Source organism: Novosphingobium anseongense (genome assembly GCF_037482895.1).
GTDB classification, from domain to species: Bacteria; Pseudomonadota; Alphaproteobacteria; order Sphingomonadales; family Sphingomonadaceae; genus Novosphingobium; species Novosphingobium anseongense.
Map to the genome: position 1 here is coordinate 174,080 of NZ_JBBHJZ010000003.1, position 19,353 is coordinate 193,432.

The window sequence follows — 19,353 nt, forward strand, 5'->3', positions numbered from 1 at the left end:
ATGAAGGCGCTCCGCCTCGCTGCGATCGGTCTCAGCTTGCTGGCCGGCGCGGCGGGGGCGGAGGTGCCGCTCCGGCTACCGACGATCGAGCAGGTCGTCGTGCGCAAGGCAGAGCGGGTGATCGAGCTCTATGCCGGCGGCCGGCTGGTCCACACGATCACCGGCATCCAGCTCGGCGATGCGCCGCAGGGCCACAAGCGCTTCCAGGGCGATGAACGCACGCCCGAGGGGCGCTACACGATCGACTATGGCAACCGGAACAGCAGCTACTACCTGTCGCTGCACATATCCTATCCGAACGCGGCCGACGTCGCCTATGCGCGGGCGCGGGGGCGCAGCCCCGGCGGGCTGATCTTCATCCACGGCCAGCCCAACGACTGGGTGGGTGGGGAAAACGGCGCCCGGGTGCCCGGCGACTGGACCGACGGCTGCATCGCGCTCAGCGACGACGAGATCGAAGTGCTGTGGAGCGCGGTGCCGGATGGAACCGTGATCGATATCCTGCCCTGATCATGGGAAGATCGGCCGAGGGCTCGCTCAAGGTGACAAAGGTGACGAAAGTGACGCCGTTTTGGGGTCCCTTGCGCCGCTTTCTGTCACCTTATCGAAAAATCGAACCTCAGCGCCCCCCGCGCGGCAACGCCAAGGTACCGGTGACCTTGGCGGAAACGCGAGCTGTAGGACAGGCGCATTTCGCCTTCCGCCGGGCGTCAGAAATCGACGGCGATGCCGTTCCGCACCCAGTCGCCATAGCGCGTGGGGGCGAGACCGTCGGGATCGTCGTCGGTCTTCGGCTTTTCGGGTTCGGGAGCCGGTTCGTTGGTCCAATTCGCGGGCTTCTCGAAGCCTTCGGGTCGTTTGGTCGCTCGCTCGGTCATCAGGCTCATGTGGGACGGCTGGTCCCCCGATGCAATCTGCATTAGGGGCCGGCGATGGATATTCCCGGATTACCGGCGCGCGCCGCCGCGCTCCGTCTGCTCGATGCCGTCCTGCGCCGCGGCGAGACGCTCGACCAGGCGACGCACAACGCCTTGCAGAACGTGCGTGGCGATGCCGATCGCGCCCTGGCGCGCGCAATCACCGCCGAGACGCTGCGCTGGCTGATCGATCTCGATGCGCTGATAGACAGCGCCACGCAGCAGGTCCTGCCCGAAGACGCCAAGCCGCGCGCGGTGCTGCGGCTGATGCTGGCGCAATGGTTGCGGCTGGATACGCCGCCCCACGCCATCATCGCCACGGCGCTCCCCTTGCTGACGGGCGGCCCGAAGCGGTTGGCGCACGGCGTGTTCTCGACCTTGAACAAGCGCGAAGCGCGCCTGCCCGATGCGCCGACCCTGCCCGAGCGGGTCGCTGCGCGCTGGGGCGAGCGCGGCCCGGCGATCGCCGCGGCGCTGGCTGAGCCGCCGCCGCTCGATCTGACGCTGCGCGATCCGGCCGAGACCGGGCAATGGGCGGAACGGCTCGGCGGCGTCTCGCTAACGCCCGGCCATGTCCGGCTGCCGCGCGGCGAGGCGATCGAGAATATCGACGGTTTCGCGGATGGCGCCTGGTGGGTGCAGGACCTCGCCGCCGGCCTGCCGGCGCGCATTCTGGGCGCGGGCGAGGGACGCCGCGTTCTCGACCTCTGCGCCGCGCCGGGCGGCAAGACGCTGCAACTCGCCGCGGCGGGCTGGCAGGTCACGGCGCTCGACATCAGCGACAAGCGGCTCGAGCGGCTGCGCCAGAACCTCGACCGTACCGGGCTGAAGGCCGAGGTCGTGGTCGCCGATGCGCTCAAGTGGGAACCGGCCGAAATGTTCGACGCCGTGCTGCTCGATGCGCCCTGTACCGCGACCGGCACCTGCCGCCGCCATCCCGACGTGCTCCACCGCATAGGCCCGCGCCAGATCGCCGAGATGGCCGAGCTCCAGGCCGCCTTGCTCGAACGCGCGGCCGGCTGGCTCAAGCCCGGCGGGCGGCTGGTCTATGCGGTCTGCTCGCTCGAGCGCGAGGAAGGCGAAGATCAGGCCGCGAAGGTAACGCTCGCGCCGGAGCCGATCGACCTGCCCGGCTTCGCGAGCACGCCCGAAGGCTGGCTGCGCACCGATCCCGGCATGGCTGCAGGGGGCATGGACGGCTTCTTCGTGGGGTCTTGGCGCGCCTGACCACCGGCCGCCATAGTCCTTCCGCACAAGACGGGAGAGACGGATGGCGCAGGAACTCGACGGCAAGGTGGCGATCGTCACCGGCGGCGCTCACGGCATCGGTCGCGGCGCGGTCGAGGTCTTCGCCGAGGAGGGCGCGCGCGTCGTCATCGCCGATCTCGACGTCGAGGCGGGCGAGGCGCTGGCCCGGTCGCTCGGCGGCAACGCGCGGTTCCTGCGGACCGACGTCGCGCGCAAGGATGATCTGCTGGCGCTGATCCGGTTCGCGATCACCGAATTCGGCGACCTCGACGTGCTGTTCAACAATGCCGGCATGCCCGGTGCCTTTCACCAGCGACTGCTCGATGACGGCTTCGACGATTTCGACGCGGTGATGAACACCAACCTTGCCAGCGTCATGCACGCTACGCGCTTCGCCGGGCTGCACATGCGGACCAAGGGCCGGGGTTCGATCATCAACACCAGCTCGATCGCCGCGCTCGAGCCGAGCTATGCGATCCCGACCTATCGCGCCTCGAAGGCGGGGATCAACGTATTCACGCGTTGCGCCGCGGTCGACCTCGGCGAATACGGTATCCGCGTGAACGCGATCGCGCCGGGCGGCATCCCGACCCGGATGAACTCGCTGCCGATCCCCGGGCTCAGCGACGACGAGATGAAAGGCCTGATCGCGGCGATCGAGCCGGCGCGGCTGGTGACGCAGCCGCTCAAGCACACGGGCGATCCGCGCGACATCGGCAACATGGCCATGTTCCTGGCCAGCGATCGCGCTGCGCATGTCACCGGCCAGATCATCGCGGTCGACGGCGGCGTCACCGCGGGCGAGACGCTCAAGCAGAACGAGCTGTTCGGCCAGGTTCGCGACGATTACCTGCGTTCGATCGGCAAGGTCTGATTTCAGCAAGCGCGGTCAAACGCGCGGGGCCTTGCCGCGCTAGGCCGGCGGCATGCTATGCCTTGCGCCCATGGGGGATCACGACCGGACCACGAAGCGCCTGATGCGCGGGGTGGCGCATATCGAGCGCCATGTCGAAAGTCCGATTGTGGAGGATCTCTCGCTGTCCGATGTCGCGGCGTCGGCGGCGCTGTCGGACTATCATTTCCATCGGCTGTTCCGCAGCCGCTTCGGCATGCCCGTGATGGACTACGTCCGCCGCCGGCGGATCGCCCGCGCGGCTACCTTGCTGCTGACCACGCGCGAGCCGATCCTCCATGTCGCGCTCGCCGCGGGTTTCGAATCGCAGGCAGCGTTCACGCGCGCCTTTCGCCGGGTCTACCGCACCTCGCCCGCCGCCTATCGCGCGCGCAGCCGTGACGTGCCCTGGCTGTCGGCCGCACCGATCAGCGAAGCCGTGCTCGCGCTGCTGCCCGGTCTGGGAAAGAGCCAGCCGCGCTGCGAGACGATCGACGGCTTTTCCGTCATGGGGCTTGGCGCGACGCTCGAGGGGAAAGGGCGCGGACACATTCCGAAGCTCTGGCATCAACTGGCCGAGCATGTCGGCCTGGAGCGCTTCGCGGCGAGCGATCGTATCGGCATTTCGGAGGGCGACGGCGCCGTCCTCGAAGGTCTGCTCGAATATATCGCGGCCTTGCGGCAGGCACCGGGCGAGAGCCTCTGTCCAGGCCTTGCAAGCCGTGCGGTTCCGGGCGGCGCCTATCTCGTCTTCGACTTCGAGGGTGCTCCCACTGAAATCGCCCAGGCCTACGACTACATCTTCGGCACCTGGATGCCCGGTTCGCGCCATGTCTTGCGCACGACGCCGAGCTTCACGCGTTCGCCGCCAGCAGGGGAGGAACTGGAGATCTGGATTCCGGTGGCCGATCGATGAGGCGCGCGCTGCTCGCTTTCGCGCTCGTGCTCGTCGGACTGGCAGCCGCTGCGCTCTGGCCGGCTTCGGCACCTGCGGGTGTCGTCGTCGAGGATGCCGAGGCCTCCGATCCCGGTTCCGCGCCGCTCGATCTGCGGATCTGGTATCCGGCGGCTCCGCCGCGTGCGACGCGGCCGCTCGTGGTCATTTCGCATGGCACCGGCGGTGGCAAGACGGGGCACGCCGATACGGCCGTGGCACTGGCGCAGGCTGGCTTCGTCGTCGTCGCGCTGACCCACACCGGCGACAACTTCCGCGATCTTGGCGCCGTGGGGCGCGGTGTCCATCTCGACCAGCGCCCGCGCCATGTCATGCGCACGCTCGATTACATGCTCGGCCGCTGGTCGCAACGGACGACGATCGATCCGGAGCGGATCGGCATGTTCGGCTTTTCGGCGGGTGGTTTCACGGCCTTGGTCCTTGGCGGTGCCGAGCCCGATCTTTCGCGCGGGGGCGCCTTCTGCACCGCGCGGCCGCAGGCTTGGACCTGCCGCTATCTGCGGGGCCGCGGCTACAGCATCGCCGACCTGGCGCGGCGGCCCCCGACGAGATGGCTACATGATGCGCGCGTGAAGGCGGCGGTCGTCGCCGCGCCGGCGATCGGCTACGGGTTCGATCGCGCGAACCTGGCGGCGGTGCGCATCCCGATCCAGCTCTGGGCGGCCGAGCACGATGAGGTGGTTGACGACAGCGGCGTTACGATCCGCCGCGATCTGCCGCTCGCGCCCGAGTTCCACGCCGTGGCGGGCGCCGGGCACTTCGCGTTCCTCGAACCGTGCAATGGGCAGATGCGCGTGATGATCACGGTCCTGCACTGGTTCGGGACCGAAGCGATCTGCTCCGATCCCGGCCAGTTCGATCGTGCGCGCTTCCACGCCGCGTTCAACGCCGACGTGGTGCGCTTCTTCCAGCGGACGCTACCGCCGATCAGGCCTTGAACTTGTCCGAGGGCGTAAGCTTGAGATTCATCGTCGCGAGGCCGCGAATGATGAAGCTCGGCTCGTAAGACAGGTCGGCCACGCCGTTGGGGTGCTTGTCGAGGTCGAGCTCGATCTTCGAGGTATATTCGAGCAGCTTCTCGTAGATCACGCGGACTTCGACGCGGGCGAGCGGGGCGCCGGCGCAGACGTGCTTGCCGCGGCCGAAGCCGACGTGCTCGATCACCTTCTTGCGGCCGATCTCGAGCTCGTTGGGGTTCTCCCAGCGCTTGGGATCGCGGTTGGCGGCCGACAGCGCGACGAGGATACGGCTGCCCGCCGGGATCTCGACGTCGCCGATCTTCGTGTCCTTGCGCGCGAGGCGGGCGGTCTGCTTGGTCGAGCCCTCGATGCGCAGCACTTCCTCGAGGAAGGCGGGGATCAGCTTGGGATCGGCGCGCAGCCGGTCCTGCAGTTCGGGCTGCTCGACCAGGTACTTCATCGAATTGCCGAGCAGCTTGGCCGACGTGTCCTGACCCGCGCCGAACATGAACATGCCGAGCTGGACGATGTCGTAGACCTCGGGCGTGGTCCCGTCGTTGTACTTGGCGTGGGTCAGCTCGCTGAGGATGTCCTCGCGCGGGTTGGCCTTGCGATCGGCGATATAGCCGAAGAAGTACTTGCCCATGACCGCGAAAGGATGCTCCTCGCCTTCCATCGGATTGCCGCCGTCGAGGCTTCCGGGAGGCGGCGCCTTGGCGATGGCGTCCATGAAGATCTGCCGATCCTCGACCGGCACGCCGAGCAGGTCGGCGACGACCACGGTGACGAAGGGCGTGGCGATCTCGCCGATCAGCTCGACCTTGCCCTCGCCCACGGCCTTGCGGACGATGTCGTCCGAATAGTCCTCGATGAAGGCCTCGCTGGCCTTGAGGCGCGAAGGCACGAACAGCGTGTTGATCAGCGCGCGCAGCTTGGTGTGGCGATCGTCGTCCATGTTGACGACCTGGTCCCAGCCCGGAAACGCCTGGCGGTGCTCGTCGATCTGGGCGTTGATGTCAGCGCCGTGCGGTACGAAGGGCAGCGGTGCGCCGGCGCCCTGCAGCGCGATGATCGCCGAGAAGGCATCGTGGTTGCGCAGGACTTCGAGCGCTTCTTCGAAACCGGTGACGATGTAGTAGTCCTTGCCCGGCGGCTGATAGACCGGCCCATATTCGCGCAGCGCGTCGAAGAAGGCATAGGGTTCCTTGAGGATCTCGTAGTCGGTGAAATAGTCGCGTTCGACCAAGGCCTGCATTTTCTCGGCTCCCAGGGTTTGCTCGCATTCCCGCGAAATGGCTTGCTTCGGACAGGCTCCTGCTGCTTTCGACAGTGGCATGAGCGAGCGAAACGATCCGAATCTCGATTTGTGCGCTACAGTGGCGCATAATCGCAAAGCCCCCCGCGGGTCAACTGCCAAGGATGCGCGCGCCGTGCGATCGGGCGCCGCGTTGCGCGATGCGCTGTTGTATCTGCTCGAGCGCAAGTCGTTCGATCAGATCACGGTGCGCGACATCTGTGCCGAGGCGGGCGTCCACTACGCCACCTTCTTCCGGCATCATCCGGGCAAGGAAGCGCTCCTCGATCATATAGCCGCCGAGCAGATCGCGACCTCGGTCGAGCTGACCCTGCCGATCAAGGACGCGGGCGACGACCGCGGCTCGCTCGACGCCCTGTGCGCCTACGTCGCCGAGCATCGGCAGCTCTGGGCGGTCCTGCTCAACGGCGGCGCGGGCACGACGATGCGCGGCGAATGGCTGCGCCATGCGCGCATGGTTTCGGAATCGCGGGATTCGGTAACGACCTGGCTGCCCAAGGAACTGGGCACGATCTGCTCGACCAGCCTGATCGTCGAGACGATCGCCTGGTGGCTGACCCAGCCCGAAGAGGCCTATTCCGCAAGCGAGGTCTCGAACATCCTGCATCGCCTGATATCGGCCTCGACCTTCGCGCAGCGTTGAACGCTCAGGGTATTCCATCGCGGTTCCACCTCGACCCGCCGACGTTAACCAATTTCGTTTAGGTCTCGGAAGGTAGGCCGGGCGCCCTTCTCCTCGTGCACAGGGGGATGGAAGGAGCCATACGATGCACTACAGCCCGAACATCATAGCGGCGGGTAACGAAGTTCCCGTCGGGGAGCTGTTGGCGCTGATCGGCCTGCCGCCGTGCGATACCGTGCGCTGGACCGCGCGCCGCAAGGCAGAGATCATCGCCGCCGTCGAGGCGCAACTGGTGACGGCCGAGGACGCCTGCAACTGGTACGGCCTGAGCGCCGAGGAACTCGACGAATGGCGTCGCGCGACCGAGCGCGACGGGGTTGCCGGACTGCGCGTGACCTGTTCGCAGCAGACGCGGCGGATGGCCGCGCGACAGACTGCCCACGCCCATTCGTAAACGCGTGCCGGCCGCTTCGGCGGCCGGCGGTGCCGTCCAGCGCTGACCTCGTCGCGCTGCTCAGCCGTCTCGTGTCGGCAAGGGCGGTCCATAGACCCTGCGGAGGTCCCCATGCTTGCCCAAGACGCCGCGGCGGTTCCCCGCCCGGCCCGAATATTCGTCCTCGAGGACGACATGCTCAACGCGCTGTTCATCGAAGATACGCTGCAGTTCGCGGGGCACGAGGTGGTCGGGCCCGCGAAGACGATCACGCAAGCCCTGGCGATCCTCGACGATCGCGAGATCGACGCGGCCATCCTCGATCTTCAGATCGACGAGCACGTCTCGTTCGACGTCGGTCGCAAGCTCGACGAGCTGAAGATCCCTTGGGCGATCACCACGGCGCATGCGCCTAGCTTCATCGTCCCGCAGTTCTCGCACGTCGACGTGCTGATCAAGCCGTTCCCGGTCTCGGCGTTGCTGGCCCTGACGGCGCGCCTGTTGGCCCGCGCCGAGGCGACGGGGCCGCGCTTCGCACCGAGGTCGAGACCCGACTAGGTCTTGACCCGGTTGGCGAAGCTCTTGCGCAGCTTCAGGAGCTTGGGCGGGATCACGGCCAGGCAGTAAGGGTTCCGCTGGCCTTCGCCGTCCCAGTATTCCTGGTGGTAGTCTTCGGCCGGATACCATTCGGCCGGACCCTCGATCGTCGTCACGACCTTGCCGTCGTGGTCCTGGTTTGCGCGCGCGATCGCCGCTTCGGCCTCGGCGCGCTGGGCGTCGTCGAGCGGGAAGATCGCCGAGCGATACTGCGTGCCGACGTCGTTGCCCTGGCGGTTGAGCTGCGTCGGATCGTGCGTGCCCAGGAACACGTCGAGGATTTCCGCGTAAGAGATCGTCGCGGGATCGTAGTGGACCTTGATCGCCTCGGCATGGCCGGTCGAGCCGCTGCACACCGCCTTGTAGGTGGGATTGGGAACCGAGCCGCCGATATAGCCGCTCTCGACCGCACTCACCCCGATCACGTCGCGGAACACCGCTTCGGTGCACCAGAAGCACCCGCCCGCCACGATTGCCGTTTCCGTACCGTTCATCTGTCTGCCTTCATCACGCGTTACCGCGACAAGATAGGGTGGCGCGGCGCGCTTGTCATGGGCGGACCGCACCCTAGAATAGCTTCGTCGCCCGATGTCGGGGACGAGGTCACGGGAGTGAGATCAATGCGCCGATACCTGCTCGCACTGGCCGCCACCCTGGGCTTTGCCGTCACCAGCCTGCCCGCCGACGCGGCCGTGGCCGACGAGGTCGAGAATTGCGCAGCCTGCGAGGCGGTGCTCGACCTTGCGCTGGCCAATCCGCGCCGCGAGGGCGATCGGGCGCGCGACACCTGGCGTCATCCGCAGGAGACGCTGTCGTTCTTCCGCGTGCGTCCGGGCATGACCGTGGTCGACTACATGCCCTCGGGCGGCTGGTGGACGCGCGTGCTCGTACCCTATCTGGGCGAGACCGGGAGCTATATCGGGCTCAATCCCGACGTCACCGCGGCCAGCGAGGGTTGGAAGAGCTACGCCAACCTTGCCGGCACGCTGCCGGAGAAAGCCGCTGGCTGGACCGGCGTGCCCGCCGCGCGGATCGGCGCCTACAACACCGACGGCCTGCCGCCTGCGCTCAACGGTACGGTCGACCGCGTGCTGATCTTCCGCGAACTGCACAACCTCAAGAGCGAGGGCTGGCTGGCGCGCGAACTGAACACGGCGCGCGCGCTGCTCAAGCCCGACGGCCTGCTCGGCATCGAGCAGCACCGCGCCAAGGCCGACGCGCCCGACGCCTATGCCGATGGGAGCAAGGGCTACCTGCGCGAGAAGGACGTGATCGCATCGGTCGAGGCGCAGGGGTTCCAGCTCGTCGGCAAGAGCGAGATCAACGCCAACCCGCGCGATCCCGCCAACCACGATGCCGGGGTCTGGACGCTGCCGCCCAATTTCCGGCTCGGCGAAAAAGACCGTGACCGCTACGCCGCGATCGGCGAAAGCGACCGCATGACCCTCCTGTTCCGCAAGCGCCCCTGAGATCATGACCGAAGTCACCGTTGCCGCGCTCCAGCTCGCGCTGGGTTCCACCGACGAAGCCGAAAACATCGCCGCAGTCTCCGCGCTGGTCGAAGAGGCTGCGGGTCGCGGCGCGCAGATCGTGCTGCCGCCCGAGCTGTTCTCGGGCCCCTACTTCTGCAAGGTCGAGGAGGAGGAGCTCTTCGCGCTGGCGCGGCCGACCACCGAGCACCCCTCGGTGATCGCGATGCAGGCGCTGGCCAAGAAGCTCAAGATCGCCATCCCGACGAGCTTCTTCGAGCGTGACGGGCATCACTACTACAATACGCTGGCGATGATCGACGCCGAGGGCGAAATCATCGGCACCTACCGCAAGAGCCACATTCCCGACGGCCCGGGCTATGAGGAGAAGTATTACTTCCGTCCCGGCAACGACGGTTTCAAGATCTGGCAGGTCGCCGGCACGAAGATCGGCGTCGGCATCTGCTGGGACCAGTGGTATCCCGAAGCCGCGCGGGTGATGGCGCTGATGGGGGCAGAACTGCTGTTCTATCCCACGGCGATCGGGTCGGAGCCTTACGACGTCAGCCTCGACACGAGCCGCATGTGGCGCCGGGCGATGCTCGGCCATGCCGTGTCGAACTGCATGCCGGTGATCGCATCCAACCGGATCGGCACCGAGGCCGAAAATGGTGGAGAGGGCCAGCGCTTCTACGGGCACAGCTTCATCACCGACGAATGGGGCGATTTCACCGCGGAGTTCGGCGCTGAGGAAACCGGCGTGCTCACCGCCACGATCGATCTCGCCCGCGCCGCCAAGCACCGCGCCGGCATGGGCTTCTTCCGCGACCGCCGGCCCGAGCTCTACACGCGCATCTGCCAGGACGTCTGAGCGGAGTGAAGCAGCGCTACCTGATCGCGCTCGGCTCCAATCGGCGGCATCACCGGCACGGCGATCCGCGCGGCGTGGTCCGCGCGGCCTTCGCGGCGCTCGATCGCAAGGGGCTCAAGCTCAAGGCCGCGTCGCCGGTCGTCGCTTCGGCGCCGCTCGGGCCGTCGCGTCGCCGCTATGCCAATGCCGCGGCGCTGGTGAAGACCGATCTCGCGCCCGATGCGCTGCTCGAGCGGCTCAAGGCAATCGAGCGCCGCTTCGGCCGGCGGGGCGGTGGCCAGGCCTGGTCGGCGCGCGTGCTCGATCTCGACATCGCGCTGTGGAGCGGCGGCGCCTGGGCCTCGCCCGGTCTTACGATCCCGCACGTGTCGCTGCGCGCGCGCCGCTTCGTGCTGGCGCCGGCCGTGAAGATCGCGCCCACCTGGCGCGATCCGCTGACCGGGCTGACCCTGCGCCATCTGCTGGCCCGCCTTGAGCGTCGACGTCTGCGCTAGCGCTGGATCGCGTAGGTCAGCACGCCGCGCGGGTGCAGCGAGCGGTTGACGAAGGCCACCGTACCGTCGGACGTCTCGCTGCGCACGACGATGCGGAGCGCCGGCGCGCCGACCTGGGCATCGAGGCGTTCGCAGGCTCCGGACGGCATGGCCACCGCGCTGATCGAGCGGGTTATGCGCGCGATCCGGGTCTCGAACAGATCTTCGAGCAGCGGGATGACCGGGCCGACGTGGCGTTTGAGCAGACGGCCGATCAGCGCGTAGTCGGGGCGGATGAAATACTCGTTCCAGCAGGTCGCGTGCCCGTCTTCGACATTCACGCGATAGCCTTTGACGCAGAGCCATTCCTCGTCGCTGGGCAGGCCGAGTTCCTGGGCCAGCGAAGGTGCGATCCGCGCTGTATCCATGGTCGCGATGTCGAGGCGGGTGCCGATCGTATAGTCGAAGAAGTCCGCGCCGATATCGCGCGCCAGGACTTCGGGCGCGCGCACCAAGGGCGAGGCGACGATCGGGCGGCTGCCCGGCCGCGACGTGATCAGCCCGTCGCTGCGCAGCTGGCGCAGGGCTTCGCGGATCGTGTGGCGGCTGACCGCGAAGCGCTCGCAGAGCGCCTCCTCGGTCGGCAGCCGCGTGCCGACGGGATAGATTTCGCGCAGGATCGCGGTGCGCAGGGTCGAGGCGACCTGCAGGTAGAGCGGCAGGCCCGTGTCGTTCGCCTCGTCGTCGCCGGCTTGCGTCATGCCTCTCCCTCGGCCGTGAGGCGTAGGCCGGACAGGTCGCCTTGTTCGCGCCAATCAGCCAGAACCTCGAAAAATGCCAGCGGCCCGCGACCATAGCCGGCGCCGCGGCGCGCGGCCTCGACGTTCATCCGCCCTTCGCCGTTGTAGTAGCCGGGCGTGCAGCTTTCGAGAAAGTCGCGGTTGATCGTCGAGAGTTCGACGATCGTGTCGACCCAGGCCTGCTCGGCTTCGGCCGTCGCCTCGATCCGCGTGGCGCCGCGATCCCTGGCTGCGGCGAGGATATGGGTCATGTGGCGCGACAACTCGTCGAGCGAGTGGGTGAAGTTGACCGTGTGCGCCGACTGGTCGCGGTTGAACACGAAGAGGTTGGGAAAGCCGTGGACGTGCATGCCGTGCAGGGTGGCGAAGCCGCGCGACCATTTCTCCGACAGCCGCTCGCCGCCGATGCCGATCACGTCGTAGCCCGAGCGGCGCGTATAGGCCGTGCCGATCTCGAAACCCGTGGCGAGGACCAGGCAATCGAGCGGATAGTGTTCCCCCGCGACCACCACGCCGGTCTCGGTGATCGCCTCGACGCCCTGGCCGCCGGTGTCGACCAACGTGACGTTGGAGCGGTTGAAGGCGGGAAGGTACTCGTCGTGGAAGCAGGGGCGCTTGCAGAACTGGCGGTACCAGGGCTTGAGCGCCGCGGCCGTGTCGCGATCCTCGACCGCATTCTCGACGCGCGCGCGGATCGCTTCCATCTTGACGAAGTCGGCCTCCTCGACCGCCTCGGGCGAGAGCGTGCCGTTGGTCCCCAGCGTGTTGACCCGCAGGAACTTGCTCATGACCTGGGTCCAGCCGTCCTGGATCAGATCCTCGTCGACCTGCGCCGCTGATGTGAGTGCGGTGAAATTCTCCATCCGCCGCTTCTGCCAGCCGGGTTGCTGCGCGTGCCACCAGTCGGCATCGGTCGCATAGTCGTTGCGCACGTCGATCGCCGAGGGCGTGCGCTGGAACACGAAGAGGCGCATGGTGCCCTGGGCGAGATGCGGGATGCACTGGACCGCGGTCGCCCCCGTGCCGATCACGCCGACGCGCTTGTCGGCCAGGCGATCGAGCCCGCCCTCGGGACCGCCGCCGGTATAGTCGTAGTCCCAGCGCGCGGTGTGGAAGATACGGCCCTCGAATTTCTCGATGCCGGGAATGCCGGGCAGCCGCGGCTTGTGTGCGGGGCCGTTGGCCATGACCACGAACTTCGCTCGCATCCGATCACCGCGGTTGGTCGAGACGATCCAGCGCAGCGCTTCTTCGTCCCAGCGCAGTTCGGTCACTTCGGTATGCAGACAGGCCTTGCGGTAGAGGTCGAAGCGCTCGGCGACGCGGTGCGAATAGTCGAGGATTTCGGGCGCGGGCGTATATTTGCGCCGCGGCATGAAGCCCATCTCTTCGAGCAGCGGCAGGTAGATGTAGCTCTCGACGTCACAGGCCGCGCCCGGATAGCGGTTCCAGTACCAGGTGCCGCCGAAATTGCCGCCCTTCTCGATCACGCGTACGTCGCGGAAGCCGGCCTGGTGCAGCCGCGCGCCGGCGAGCAGGCCGCCGAAGCCACCGCCGATCAGGATCACCTCGGTATCGTCGAACAGCGGCTCGCGCTTGGTGGCCGAGGTGTAGGGGTCGTCGAGGAAGGCGGCGAACTGGCCGGCCATCTCGACATATTGATCGTTGCCATCGGCGCGCAGCCGCTTGTCGCGCTCGAGGCGGTACTTCTCTCGCAGTGCGCCGGTATCGAGGTGGTCGAGGGGGGGAATGGGGGTGGTCATCGCGCAGAGCCCTGCACGCTTTGAGGGCGAATGCAACTGAGTCCGTACAATAATTCGCGATCGGTCATTTTGTATGGACAATATGATAAAGTCGGATCACACGGAGGCCAGAAAAGCGGCGCTGCGACGCCGGCGTTCCTACAGGGTGGAGGATTGGATCATGCGTAAGTTGGCTCTCGTATTGGCTCTGGCTTGCTCAAGCCACGCCACGATCGCAGCGGCCCAAGCGGGCGGCGCGGCCGAGGCCGACAATTCGGGCGAGATCGTCGTCACTGCGCAGAAGCGCGAGGAGCGCCTGCTCGAAGTGCCGATCTCGATCTCGGTGATGTCGGGCGAAGACATGGTGCAGAACGGCATCAACTCGACCGTCAACCTGTCGCAGGCCGCGCCCGGCATCGTCACGGTCAACAACGGCTTCGGCTTCCTGCCCGTCGTCCGCGGCATCCAGTCGACCGGCACCTCGCCGGGCGACGAGACCAACGTCGCGATCTATCTCGACGACGTGTCGATCGGCACCCCGATCGCCGGCTTCTTCGACCTGGCCGACATCGAGCGGATCGAGGTGCTCAAGGGGCCGCAGGGTACGCTTTACGGCCGCAACGCCACGGGCGGCGCGATCAAGATCGTCACCAAGAAGCCCTCGTTCGAGACCTCGGGCTCGGTCGCCGCGGACTATGGCTTCCACTACAACGAGCTCAAGGTGACGGGCTTCGTCACCGGCGGCATCACCGACCAGCTCGCCGGCTCGCTCAGCGGTTCGTACCGGACCAGCGACGGCTTCATCAAGGGCACCGGTCCGAACGTCGGCCGCGATTTCGGCGGCGCCGACAACTACGTGCTGCGTGGCAAGCTGCTGTGGCAGCCATCCGAGAGCTTCTCGGCCGTGCTCTCGGGCGACGTCTGGCGCCAGCAGAACAATTCGGTGTTCATCAGCCACATCAAGGACGGCATCAATCCCTATCCGAACGTGCCGGGTACCGTGCCGAACCGCCCCTACGAGAACGCCGGCTCGACCGATCCGCTGGCGCGCCTGCGGGGCTTCGGCGGTAGCCTCGACCTGAACTGGGATAGCGCGAGCGGGATCTCGGTACGCTCGCTGACCGCCTACCGCCACGTCGCGGTGAACTCGCAGTCGGATACCGACCGCACGAGCATCGGCACGGGCAACGCCGTCTCGGGCTCGAACCAGATCTCGCAGTACCAGAAGAGCTTCAGCGAGGAACTGACCGTGTCGAGCCCGGCGGACGGCATGCTCACCTGGCTGGTCGGCGGCTACTACTACAACTCGAAGGCCGGCAATCCCTATTTCCGCACCTATTCGGGCGACGCCGTCCGCGGCGGCACGATCGCCGCCAACTTCACCAACCGGATGAGGAGCGAGGTCTTCGCGGGCTTCGGCGAAGCGACGCTGAACCTCGGCGAAAGCCTGCACGTCACCGGGGGCGTGCGCTACAATTCGGAGAAGAAGACCTTCCACTGGCAGAACCTGGTCAACCTCGCGGCGGCGCAGGTCGATCGCGAGCGCACCTGGAACAGTGCCACCTGGCGCGGTGTCGTGCGCTACGACCTGGCCGAAGACGCCAACGTCTATTTCTCGGCCAGCACGGGCTTCAAGAGCGGCGTCTACAACGCCTATTCTTCGCTGGGCATCCCGGTGAACCCCGAGAAGATCACCGCCTTCGAACTCGGCGCAAAGGCGCGGGTCAGCGGGATCAACCTGACGCTCGCGGGCTATGCCTACAAGTACAAGGACATCCAGGTCAGCTCCTACACCCAGGTCGGCAACCCGCCGACCTTGCAACTGACCCTGAGCAATGCCGCGCGCGCCAAGATGCGCGGTCTCGAATTCACCGCCGACGGCAAGCTGGGCGGCGGCTTCTCGTTCGCCGCCGGTCTGAGCTGGGAGCCCAAGGCCGAGTACGAGGCCTTCACCGCCGCGCAGGTCACCGTGCCGCTGACCGCCGCCGAACTGGCGGTCGCGGCGCCGGGCATCATCCAGAAGACCGTCGTGCCCTTCGACGCTTCGGGCAGCCGCACCGTGCGCACGCCCGAAGTCACGGGCAACCTGCGGCTGAGCTACGAGGCCGATCTCTGGGGCGGCGAGTTCAACGGCTCGGTCAACACGGCCTATACCGGCGCGTTCTACTGGCAGCCGGGGAACCTCTCGCGGGAAGATCCCTATGCGATCGTCAATTTTCGCCTGTCCTGGACCAAGAACCGCGTGACCTATTCGGTCTTCGGCAACAACGTGACCGACGCCGGCTATCGCACGGACTATGTGCCCAATGCCCGCGGCGACAGCGTCAAGTTCGTCCAGCGCGAGGAGTTCGGCGTCGGCGTCAGCTTTGCATTCTGAGCCGATCCGCCGCTGAAGCACCCGCGATAGCGGCAATGCGCTCGGCTCGAGCGGGCGACCTCGGTCATTCGTGACCGGGGTCGCTCTGCGTTCAGGGTGAAGGGTTGGAAAGGCCGGAAAACCGCCGTTTCTGCCGTGCCCGTGCTCGGGAAAAAACGCATGCCCATGGCATTGCTGAATGAAAGTTCCGTGACATTTTTATCACGTTAGCCAACTCACTTTGGTGTAAGCAAAATCTGTATGGCAGATGAACATCTACTTGGTTAGCATTCGGACCATGGGATCGGGACGAGCGAGGCCACGCGCCTCATCGGCCGCAACCGGCGATTCGTCCCATTTGAAGGAGTCCACATTTGATGTCCCCACTCGGCAAGGCTCGCTTTCGGGCAGCCACCTGCGCGTCTTTGATCGCGCTCGTTACCTCGACCACCGCCATGGCCCAGGACGTTCCGGCATCGGATGATGCCGCGGACGCGGAAGCCATCGTCGTCACCGGTTCGCGCATCGCGCGCCCTGATCTGGAATCGACGGTTCCGATCTCGATCGTCAGCAACGATGCGATCCTCAAGCAGGGCAACAACAACCTCGGCGACACGCTCAACGACCTGCCGCAGCTGCGCTCGTCGTTCAGCCAGCAGAACCCCGGTCTGGGCGTCGGCATCGCCGGCCTCAACCTGCTCGACCTTCGCGGCCTCGGCACCCAGCGCACGCTGGTGCTGGTCAACGGTCGCCGCCACGTCGCCGCCGACATCCTCAACAACGGCGTCTCGGTCGACGTCAACACGATCCCCTCGGACCTGATCGAGCGCGTCGACATCGTCACCGGCGGCAATTCGGCGATCTACGGTTCGGACGCCATCGCGGGCGTCGTCAACTTCATCCTCAAGAAGGACTACGACGGCCTGCAGCTAACCGGCAAGGCGGGCATCTCGACCCCGGGCGCTTATGGCGCGAACCAGCAGCTCTCGGCCATCGCCGGCAAGAACTTCGCCGACGGCCGCGGTAACGTCACCCTGGCCTTCGAATATTCGAACCAGGAGCGCGTCTATGGCTCGGACATTTCGTTCCTGAAGCGCGTCGACGGCCTTGTCGTCAACGACATCGATCCGGCCGGCACGCCCAACGGCAGCGACGGCAACCCGGACCGAATCTTCGTTCGCGACATCCGTCAGGCGAACATCAATCGTTTCGGCCTCGTGCCGATCAATCAGCGCGTCGGTTCGGCAGCCTGCGGCACCGGCGTCAACGGCGTTCCTTACAACTGCACCTATCTTTTCCAGCCGGACGGCACGCTCGTCGCGCAGACCGGCACCCGCTACGGTTCCGGCGTGATCGGCAGCATCGTCGGTGGTAACGGCCAGACCGGCCGTGAAGACCAGTTGATCTCCGTCCTGCCGAAGCAGCAGCGCTACAACGCCAACATCCTCGCGCATTACGAGTTCTCGCCGGCGTTCGACCTGTTCTTCGAGGGCAAGTACTCGCGGATCAACACGGTTGGCGGCAACGCCGGTCCGACGGGCATCCAGGGCCAGTTCACGCAGTTCGACTCGCGCGAGCGCGTGCGTCTGGACAACCCGTTCCTGAGCCCCTCGGCACGTGCGACGATCACCAATGCGCTGCTCGCTTCGGGTTGTAACCCGAGCGTTGCTTCGGCCTGCTCGACGGTCAACACCGATCTGACGAACACCAATCCGTCGTTCGGCGTGCTCACCCCGCAGCAGATCGCGGCGATCGCCGCTGGCACCTATCGCTTCGTGGTCTCGCGCAACCTGGCCGACATCGGCAACCGCGACGAGTTCTTCAAGCGCCAGACCTATCGTGCCGTGCTCGGTGCGCGTGGTTCGTTCTGGGATAACTGGCGCTACGAGGTTTCGGCAAACTATGGCCGGACCGAAGAGAACACGCTCGCCAAGGGCTACATCGACAAGCAGCGCTTCAACCTGGCGATGGATGCTGGCCGCAACCCGGTTACCGGCGCGATCCAGTGCCGTTCGCAGTTCGATCCTGCTTCCGCTGTCGCCGGTCCGAACAACGCGTTCAACCGCGCGCGTCTGGCCGCCGACATCGCGGCTTGCGTTCCCTACAATCCGTTCGGCGCGTCGAACAACGCGGCTTCGGCTGCCTATTTCCAGCGCGACTATACGAATGAGTCCTGGGCCGAGCAGATGGTCTTCTCGGCCTTCGTTTCGGGCGACCTCGGTCAGAACCTGAAGCTGTGGGGCGGTCCGGTCCGCTTCGCTCTGGGTGTCGAGCACCGCGAGGAAGACGCGCACTACGCGCAGGACGACTTCGCGGCTGCCGGCAACTCGACCGCCGTCGCTTTCGGCAGCTTCGATCCGCCGACCTTCAAGGTCAGCGAGGCCTTCGCCGAAGTCCAGATCCCGATCTTCGAGGATCGTCCGTTCTTCCACGAACTGACGCTCTCGGGTGCCGCGCGCGTCGCCAAGTATCAGGGTGCGGTCGGCACTGTCTGGGCCTACAACGGCGGCGTCGACTGGGCTCCGATCCCCGACATCCGCTTCCGCGCCAACTACAGCCGCGCGGTCCGTGCACCGAACCAGACGGAGACCTTCGGCGAGCTGATCCCGAACTTCGCTCCGGCGTTCACCGATCCCTGCACCACCGCCAACATCGGCGCGGGTACGCAGTTCCGTGGCGCAAACTGCCGTCAGGCGCTGGGCGCGAACCTCGCGAACATCGCCAGCAAGGGTGCCTACTCGCTGCCGATCCTCAGCGGCGTGAACCCCGACCTGAAGGCGGAAACTTCGAAGTCGCTGACTCTGGGTGCGGTCTTCCGTCCGCGCTTCGTGCCGGGTCTGTCGGTCGCGGTCGACTACTACAGCATCAAGGTGGACGGTGTGATCGTCGCGCTCACCGCGCAGCAGATCGTCAACAGCTGCTATGATCAGCCGACGCTCGACAACGTGTTCTGTGGCCTGTTCCAGCGCTTCCAGGGACCGGGTGCGGGGCCGTTCACCGAAGTTCCGGGCGAAGTTCTGGGCAATACCCTGATCAGCGCGCCGCTCAACTTCGCCAAGCGCGTCCGCCGCGGCATCGATACCCAGGTCAACTACACGACCGATCTGGGCGGCGACTGGAAGGTCAGCGCGAGTGCGATCTACACGCACAACTTCCAGAACAGCAACTACCAGAACCCGGCGATCCCGAACTTCGAAAACCGGATCCTGAGCGAACTGGGCGATCCGAAGGATGAGTTCCGCATCAACGCGGACGTGACCTTCCGCCGGTTCACCCTGGGCTACCAGGTCCAGTACATCAGCCCGATGTACGTGAACTTCGCCGAAAACTACGTGCCGCTGCAGGATCGTGCGCCGCAGGATGCCGACTACTCGGAGATCCCGATGTATCCGGCGGTCTGGTACCACGACGTCCGCTTCGAGTATAAGCTCGACGAGGACAGCCGCGGCAACCGGTTCAGCTTCTTCGGCGGCGTTGACAACCTGTTCAACGAAATCCCGCCGCTCGGTCAGACCGCGACCGGCGAACGCGTTGCTTCCGGCGGCGACGGCGGCAACATCTACTCGATCCGTGGGCGTCAGTTCTACGTGGGCTTCAAGGCCAACTTCTGACACCGGCGATCGGCCGAATACCGGGGGCGGGACTTTGTTCCGCCCCCTTTTTTTGTGCTAGCCTGATGCCCATGACTTCACCCGATCCCCTTG

General features: G+C 66.4%; 18 protein-coding genes. 13 read left to right on the top strand and 5 right to left on the bottom strand.

Translation table 11 applies throughout. The features are described 5' to 3' along the window. Positions 1-510, top strand: coding sequence for a L,D-transpeptidase family protein (locus WG901_RS14840; protein WP_339587871.1), 510 nt, complete (start codon positions 1-3; stop codon positions 508-510). Positions 511-710: 200 nt separating this feature from the next. Here the strand turns inward: WG901_RS14840 and WG901_RS14845 are convergent, their stop codons facing one another. Next, entirely contained in the window at positions 711-878 is a 168-nt protein-coding gene (locus tag WG901_RS14845) for a DUF1674 domain-containing protein (RefSeq protein ID WP_339587872.1), read from the bottom strand. Between the two features lie 54 nt (positions 879-932). Here WG901_RS14845 and WG901_RS14850 point away from each other — a divergent pair, with 54 nt between their 5' ends. The 4 genes from WG901_RS14850 to WG901_RS14865 all read left to right on the top strand — a co-directional run bounded on the left by WG901_RS14850 (position 933) and on the right by WG901_RS14865 (position 4,950). Next, the gene (locus tag WG901_RS14850) at positions 933-2,144 is read left to right on the top strand and encodes an RsmB/NOP family class I SAM-dependent RNA methyltransferase (RefSeq protein WP_339587873.1); all 1,212 of its coding nucleotides are present in this window, start codon (positions 933-935) and stop codon (positions 2,142-2,144) included. Positions 2,145-2,187: 43 nt separating this feature from the next. Next, the gene (locus WG901_RS14855) at positions 2,188-3,039 is read left to right on the top strand and encodes an SDR family NAD(P)-dependent oxidoreductase (protein WP_339587874.1); all 852 of its coding nucleotides are present in this window, start codon (positions 2,188-2,190) and stop codon (positions 3,037-3,039) included. A 70-nt stretch (positions 3,040-3,109) separates the two neighbouring features. After that, a complete protein-coding gene (locus WG901_RS14860) occupies positions 3,110-3,973 on the top strand; it encodes an AraC family transcriptional regulator (protein ID WP_339587875.1) in 864 nt (287 codons plus the stop codon). Beyond that, entirely contained in the window at positions 3,970-4,950 is a 981-nt protein-coding gene (locus WG901_RS14865) for an alpha/beta hydrolase family protein (RefSeq protein ID WP_339587876.1), read from the top strand. Before WG901_RS14860 ends, WG901_RS14865 begins: the two co-directional genes overlap by 4 nt. Here the strand turns inward: WG901_RS14865 and WG901_RS14870 are convergent. Beyond that, positions 4,940-6,226, bottom strand: a complete 1,287-nt coding sequence (locus WG901_RS14870) for a cytochrome P450 (protein ID WP_339587877.1) — start codon at positions 6,224-6,226, stop codon at positions 4,940-4,942. The genes WG901_RS14865 and WG901_RS14870 overlap by 11 nt on opposite strands. A 175-nt stretch (positions 6,227-6,401) precedes the next feature. Here WG901_RS14870 and WG901_RS14875 point away from each other — a divergent pair, with 175 nt between their 5' ends. From WG901_RS14875 to WG901_RS14885, 3 genes are all read left to right on the top strand, one after another. Then, positions 6,402-6,929, top strand: a complete 528-nt coding sequence (locus tag WG901_RS14875; protein WP_339587878.1) for a TetR/AcrR family transcriptional regulator — start codon at positions 6,402-6,404, stop codon at positions 6,927-6,929. A gap of 124 nt (positions 6,930-7,053) precedes the next feature. Beyond that, on the top strand, positions 7,054-7,362 hold the full coding sequence (locus WG901_RS14880) for a DUF1153 domain-containing protein (RefSeq protein ID WP_339587879.1): 309 nt from the start codon (positions 7,054-7,056) through the stop codon (positions 7,360-7,362). A 111-nt stretch (positions 7,363-7,473) separates the two neighbouring features. Beyond that, positions 7,474-7,899, top strand: a complete 426-nt coding sequence (locus WG901_RS14885) for a response regulator (RefSeq protein ID WP_339587880.1) — start codon at positions 7,474-7,476, stop codon at positions 7,897-7,899. Here WG901_RS14885 and msrA read toward each other — a convergent pair. After that, positions 7,896-8,432 carry a peptide-methionine (S)-S-oxide reductase MsrA gene (gene msrA, locus WG901_RS14890; protein WP_339587881.1) on the bottom strand — a complete coding sequence of 179 codons (537 nt, stop codon included), beginning with the start codon at positions 8,430-8,432 and terminating at the stop codon, positions 7,896-7,898. The genes WG901_RS14885 and msrA overlap by 4 nt on opposite strands. Positions 8,433-8,558: 126 nt before the next feature. Here msrA and WG901_RS14895 point away from each other — a divergent pair, with 126 nt between their 5' ends. Genes WG901_RS14895 through folK form a run of 3 tightly spaced genes read left to right on the top strand, consistent with a single transcriptional unit; the run spans position 8,559 to position 10,772 of the window. After that, complete coding sequence (locus WG901_RS14895; protein ID WP_339587882.1) at positions 8,559-9,407, top strand: class I SAM-dependent methyltransferase; 849 nt, start codon at positions 8,559-8,561, stop codon at positions 9,405-9,407. Between the two features lie 4 nt (positions 9,408-9,411). Beyond that, entirely contained in the window at positions 9,412-10,278 is an 867-nt protein-coding gene (gene aguB, locus WG901_RS14900; protein WP_339587883.1) for an N-carbamoylputrescine amidase, read from the top strand. Positions 10,279-10,283: 5 nt separating this feature from the next. Next, positions 10,284-10,772, top strand: coding sequence for a 2-amino-4-hydroxy-6-hydroxymethyldihydropteridine diphosphokinase (gene folK, locus WG901_RS14905; RefSeq protein WP_339587884.1), 489 nt, complete (start codon positions 10,284-10,286; stop codon positions 10,770-10,772). Here the strand turns inward: folK and WG901_RS14910 are convergent. Then, positions 10,769-11,512 carry a GntR family transcriptional regulator gene (locus tag WG901_RS14910; RefSeq protein WP_339587885.1) on the bottom strand — a complete coding sequence of 248 codons (744 nt, stop codon included), beginning with the start codon at positions 11,510-11,512 and terminating at the stop codon, positions 10,769-10,771. The genes folK and WG901_RS14910 overlap by 4 nt on opposite strands. Next, complete coding sequence (locus WG901_RS14915; protein ID WP_339587886.1) at positions 11,509-13,314, bottom strand: flavin-containing monooxygenase; 1,806 nt, start codon at positions 13,312-13,314, stop codon at positions 11,509-11,511. The genes WG901_RS14910 and WG901_RS14915 overlap by 4 nt, the downstream gene beginning before the upstream one ends. Before the next feature lie 160 nt (positions 13,315-13,474). Between WG901_RS14915 and WG901_RS14920 the strand changes: the two genes are divergently transcribed. Together WG901_RS14920 and WG901_RS14925 are read left to right on the top strand one after the other, a co-directional pair. Further along, positions 13,475-15,670, top strand: coding sequence for a TonB-dependent receptor (locus WG901_RS14920; RefSeq protein WP_339587887.1), 2,196 nt, complete (start codon positions 13,475-13,477; stop codon positions 15,668-15,670). Positions 15,671-16,074: 404 nt separating this feature from the next. Then, positions 16,075-19,260, top strand: coding sequence for a TonB-dependent receptor domain-containing protein (locus tag WG901_RS14925; protein WP_339587888.1), 3,186 nt, complete (start codon positions 16,075-16,077; stop codon positions 19,258-19,260). The last annotated feature ends 93 nt before the right edge of the window (positions 19,261-19,353 follow it).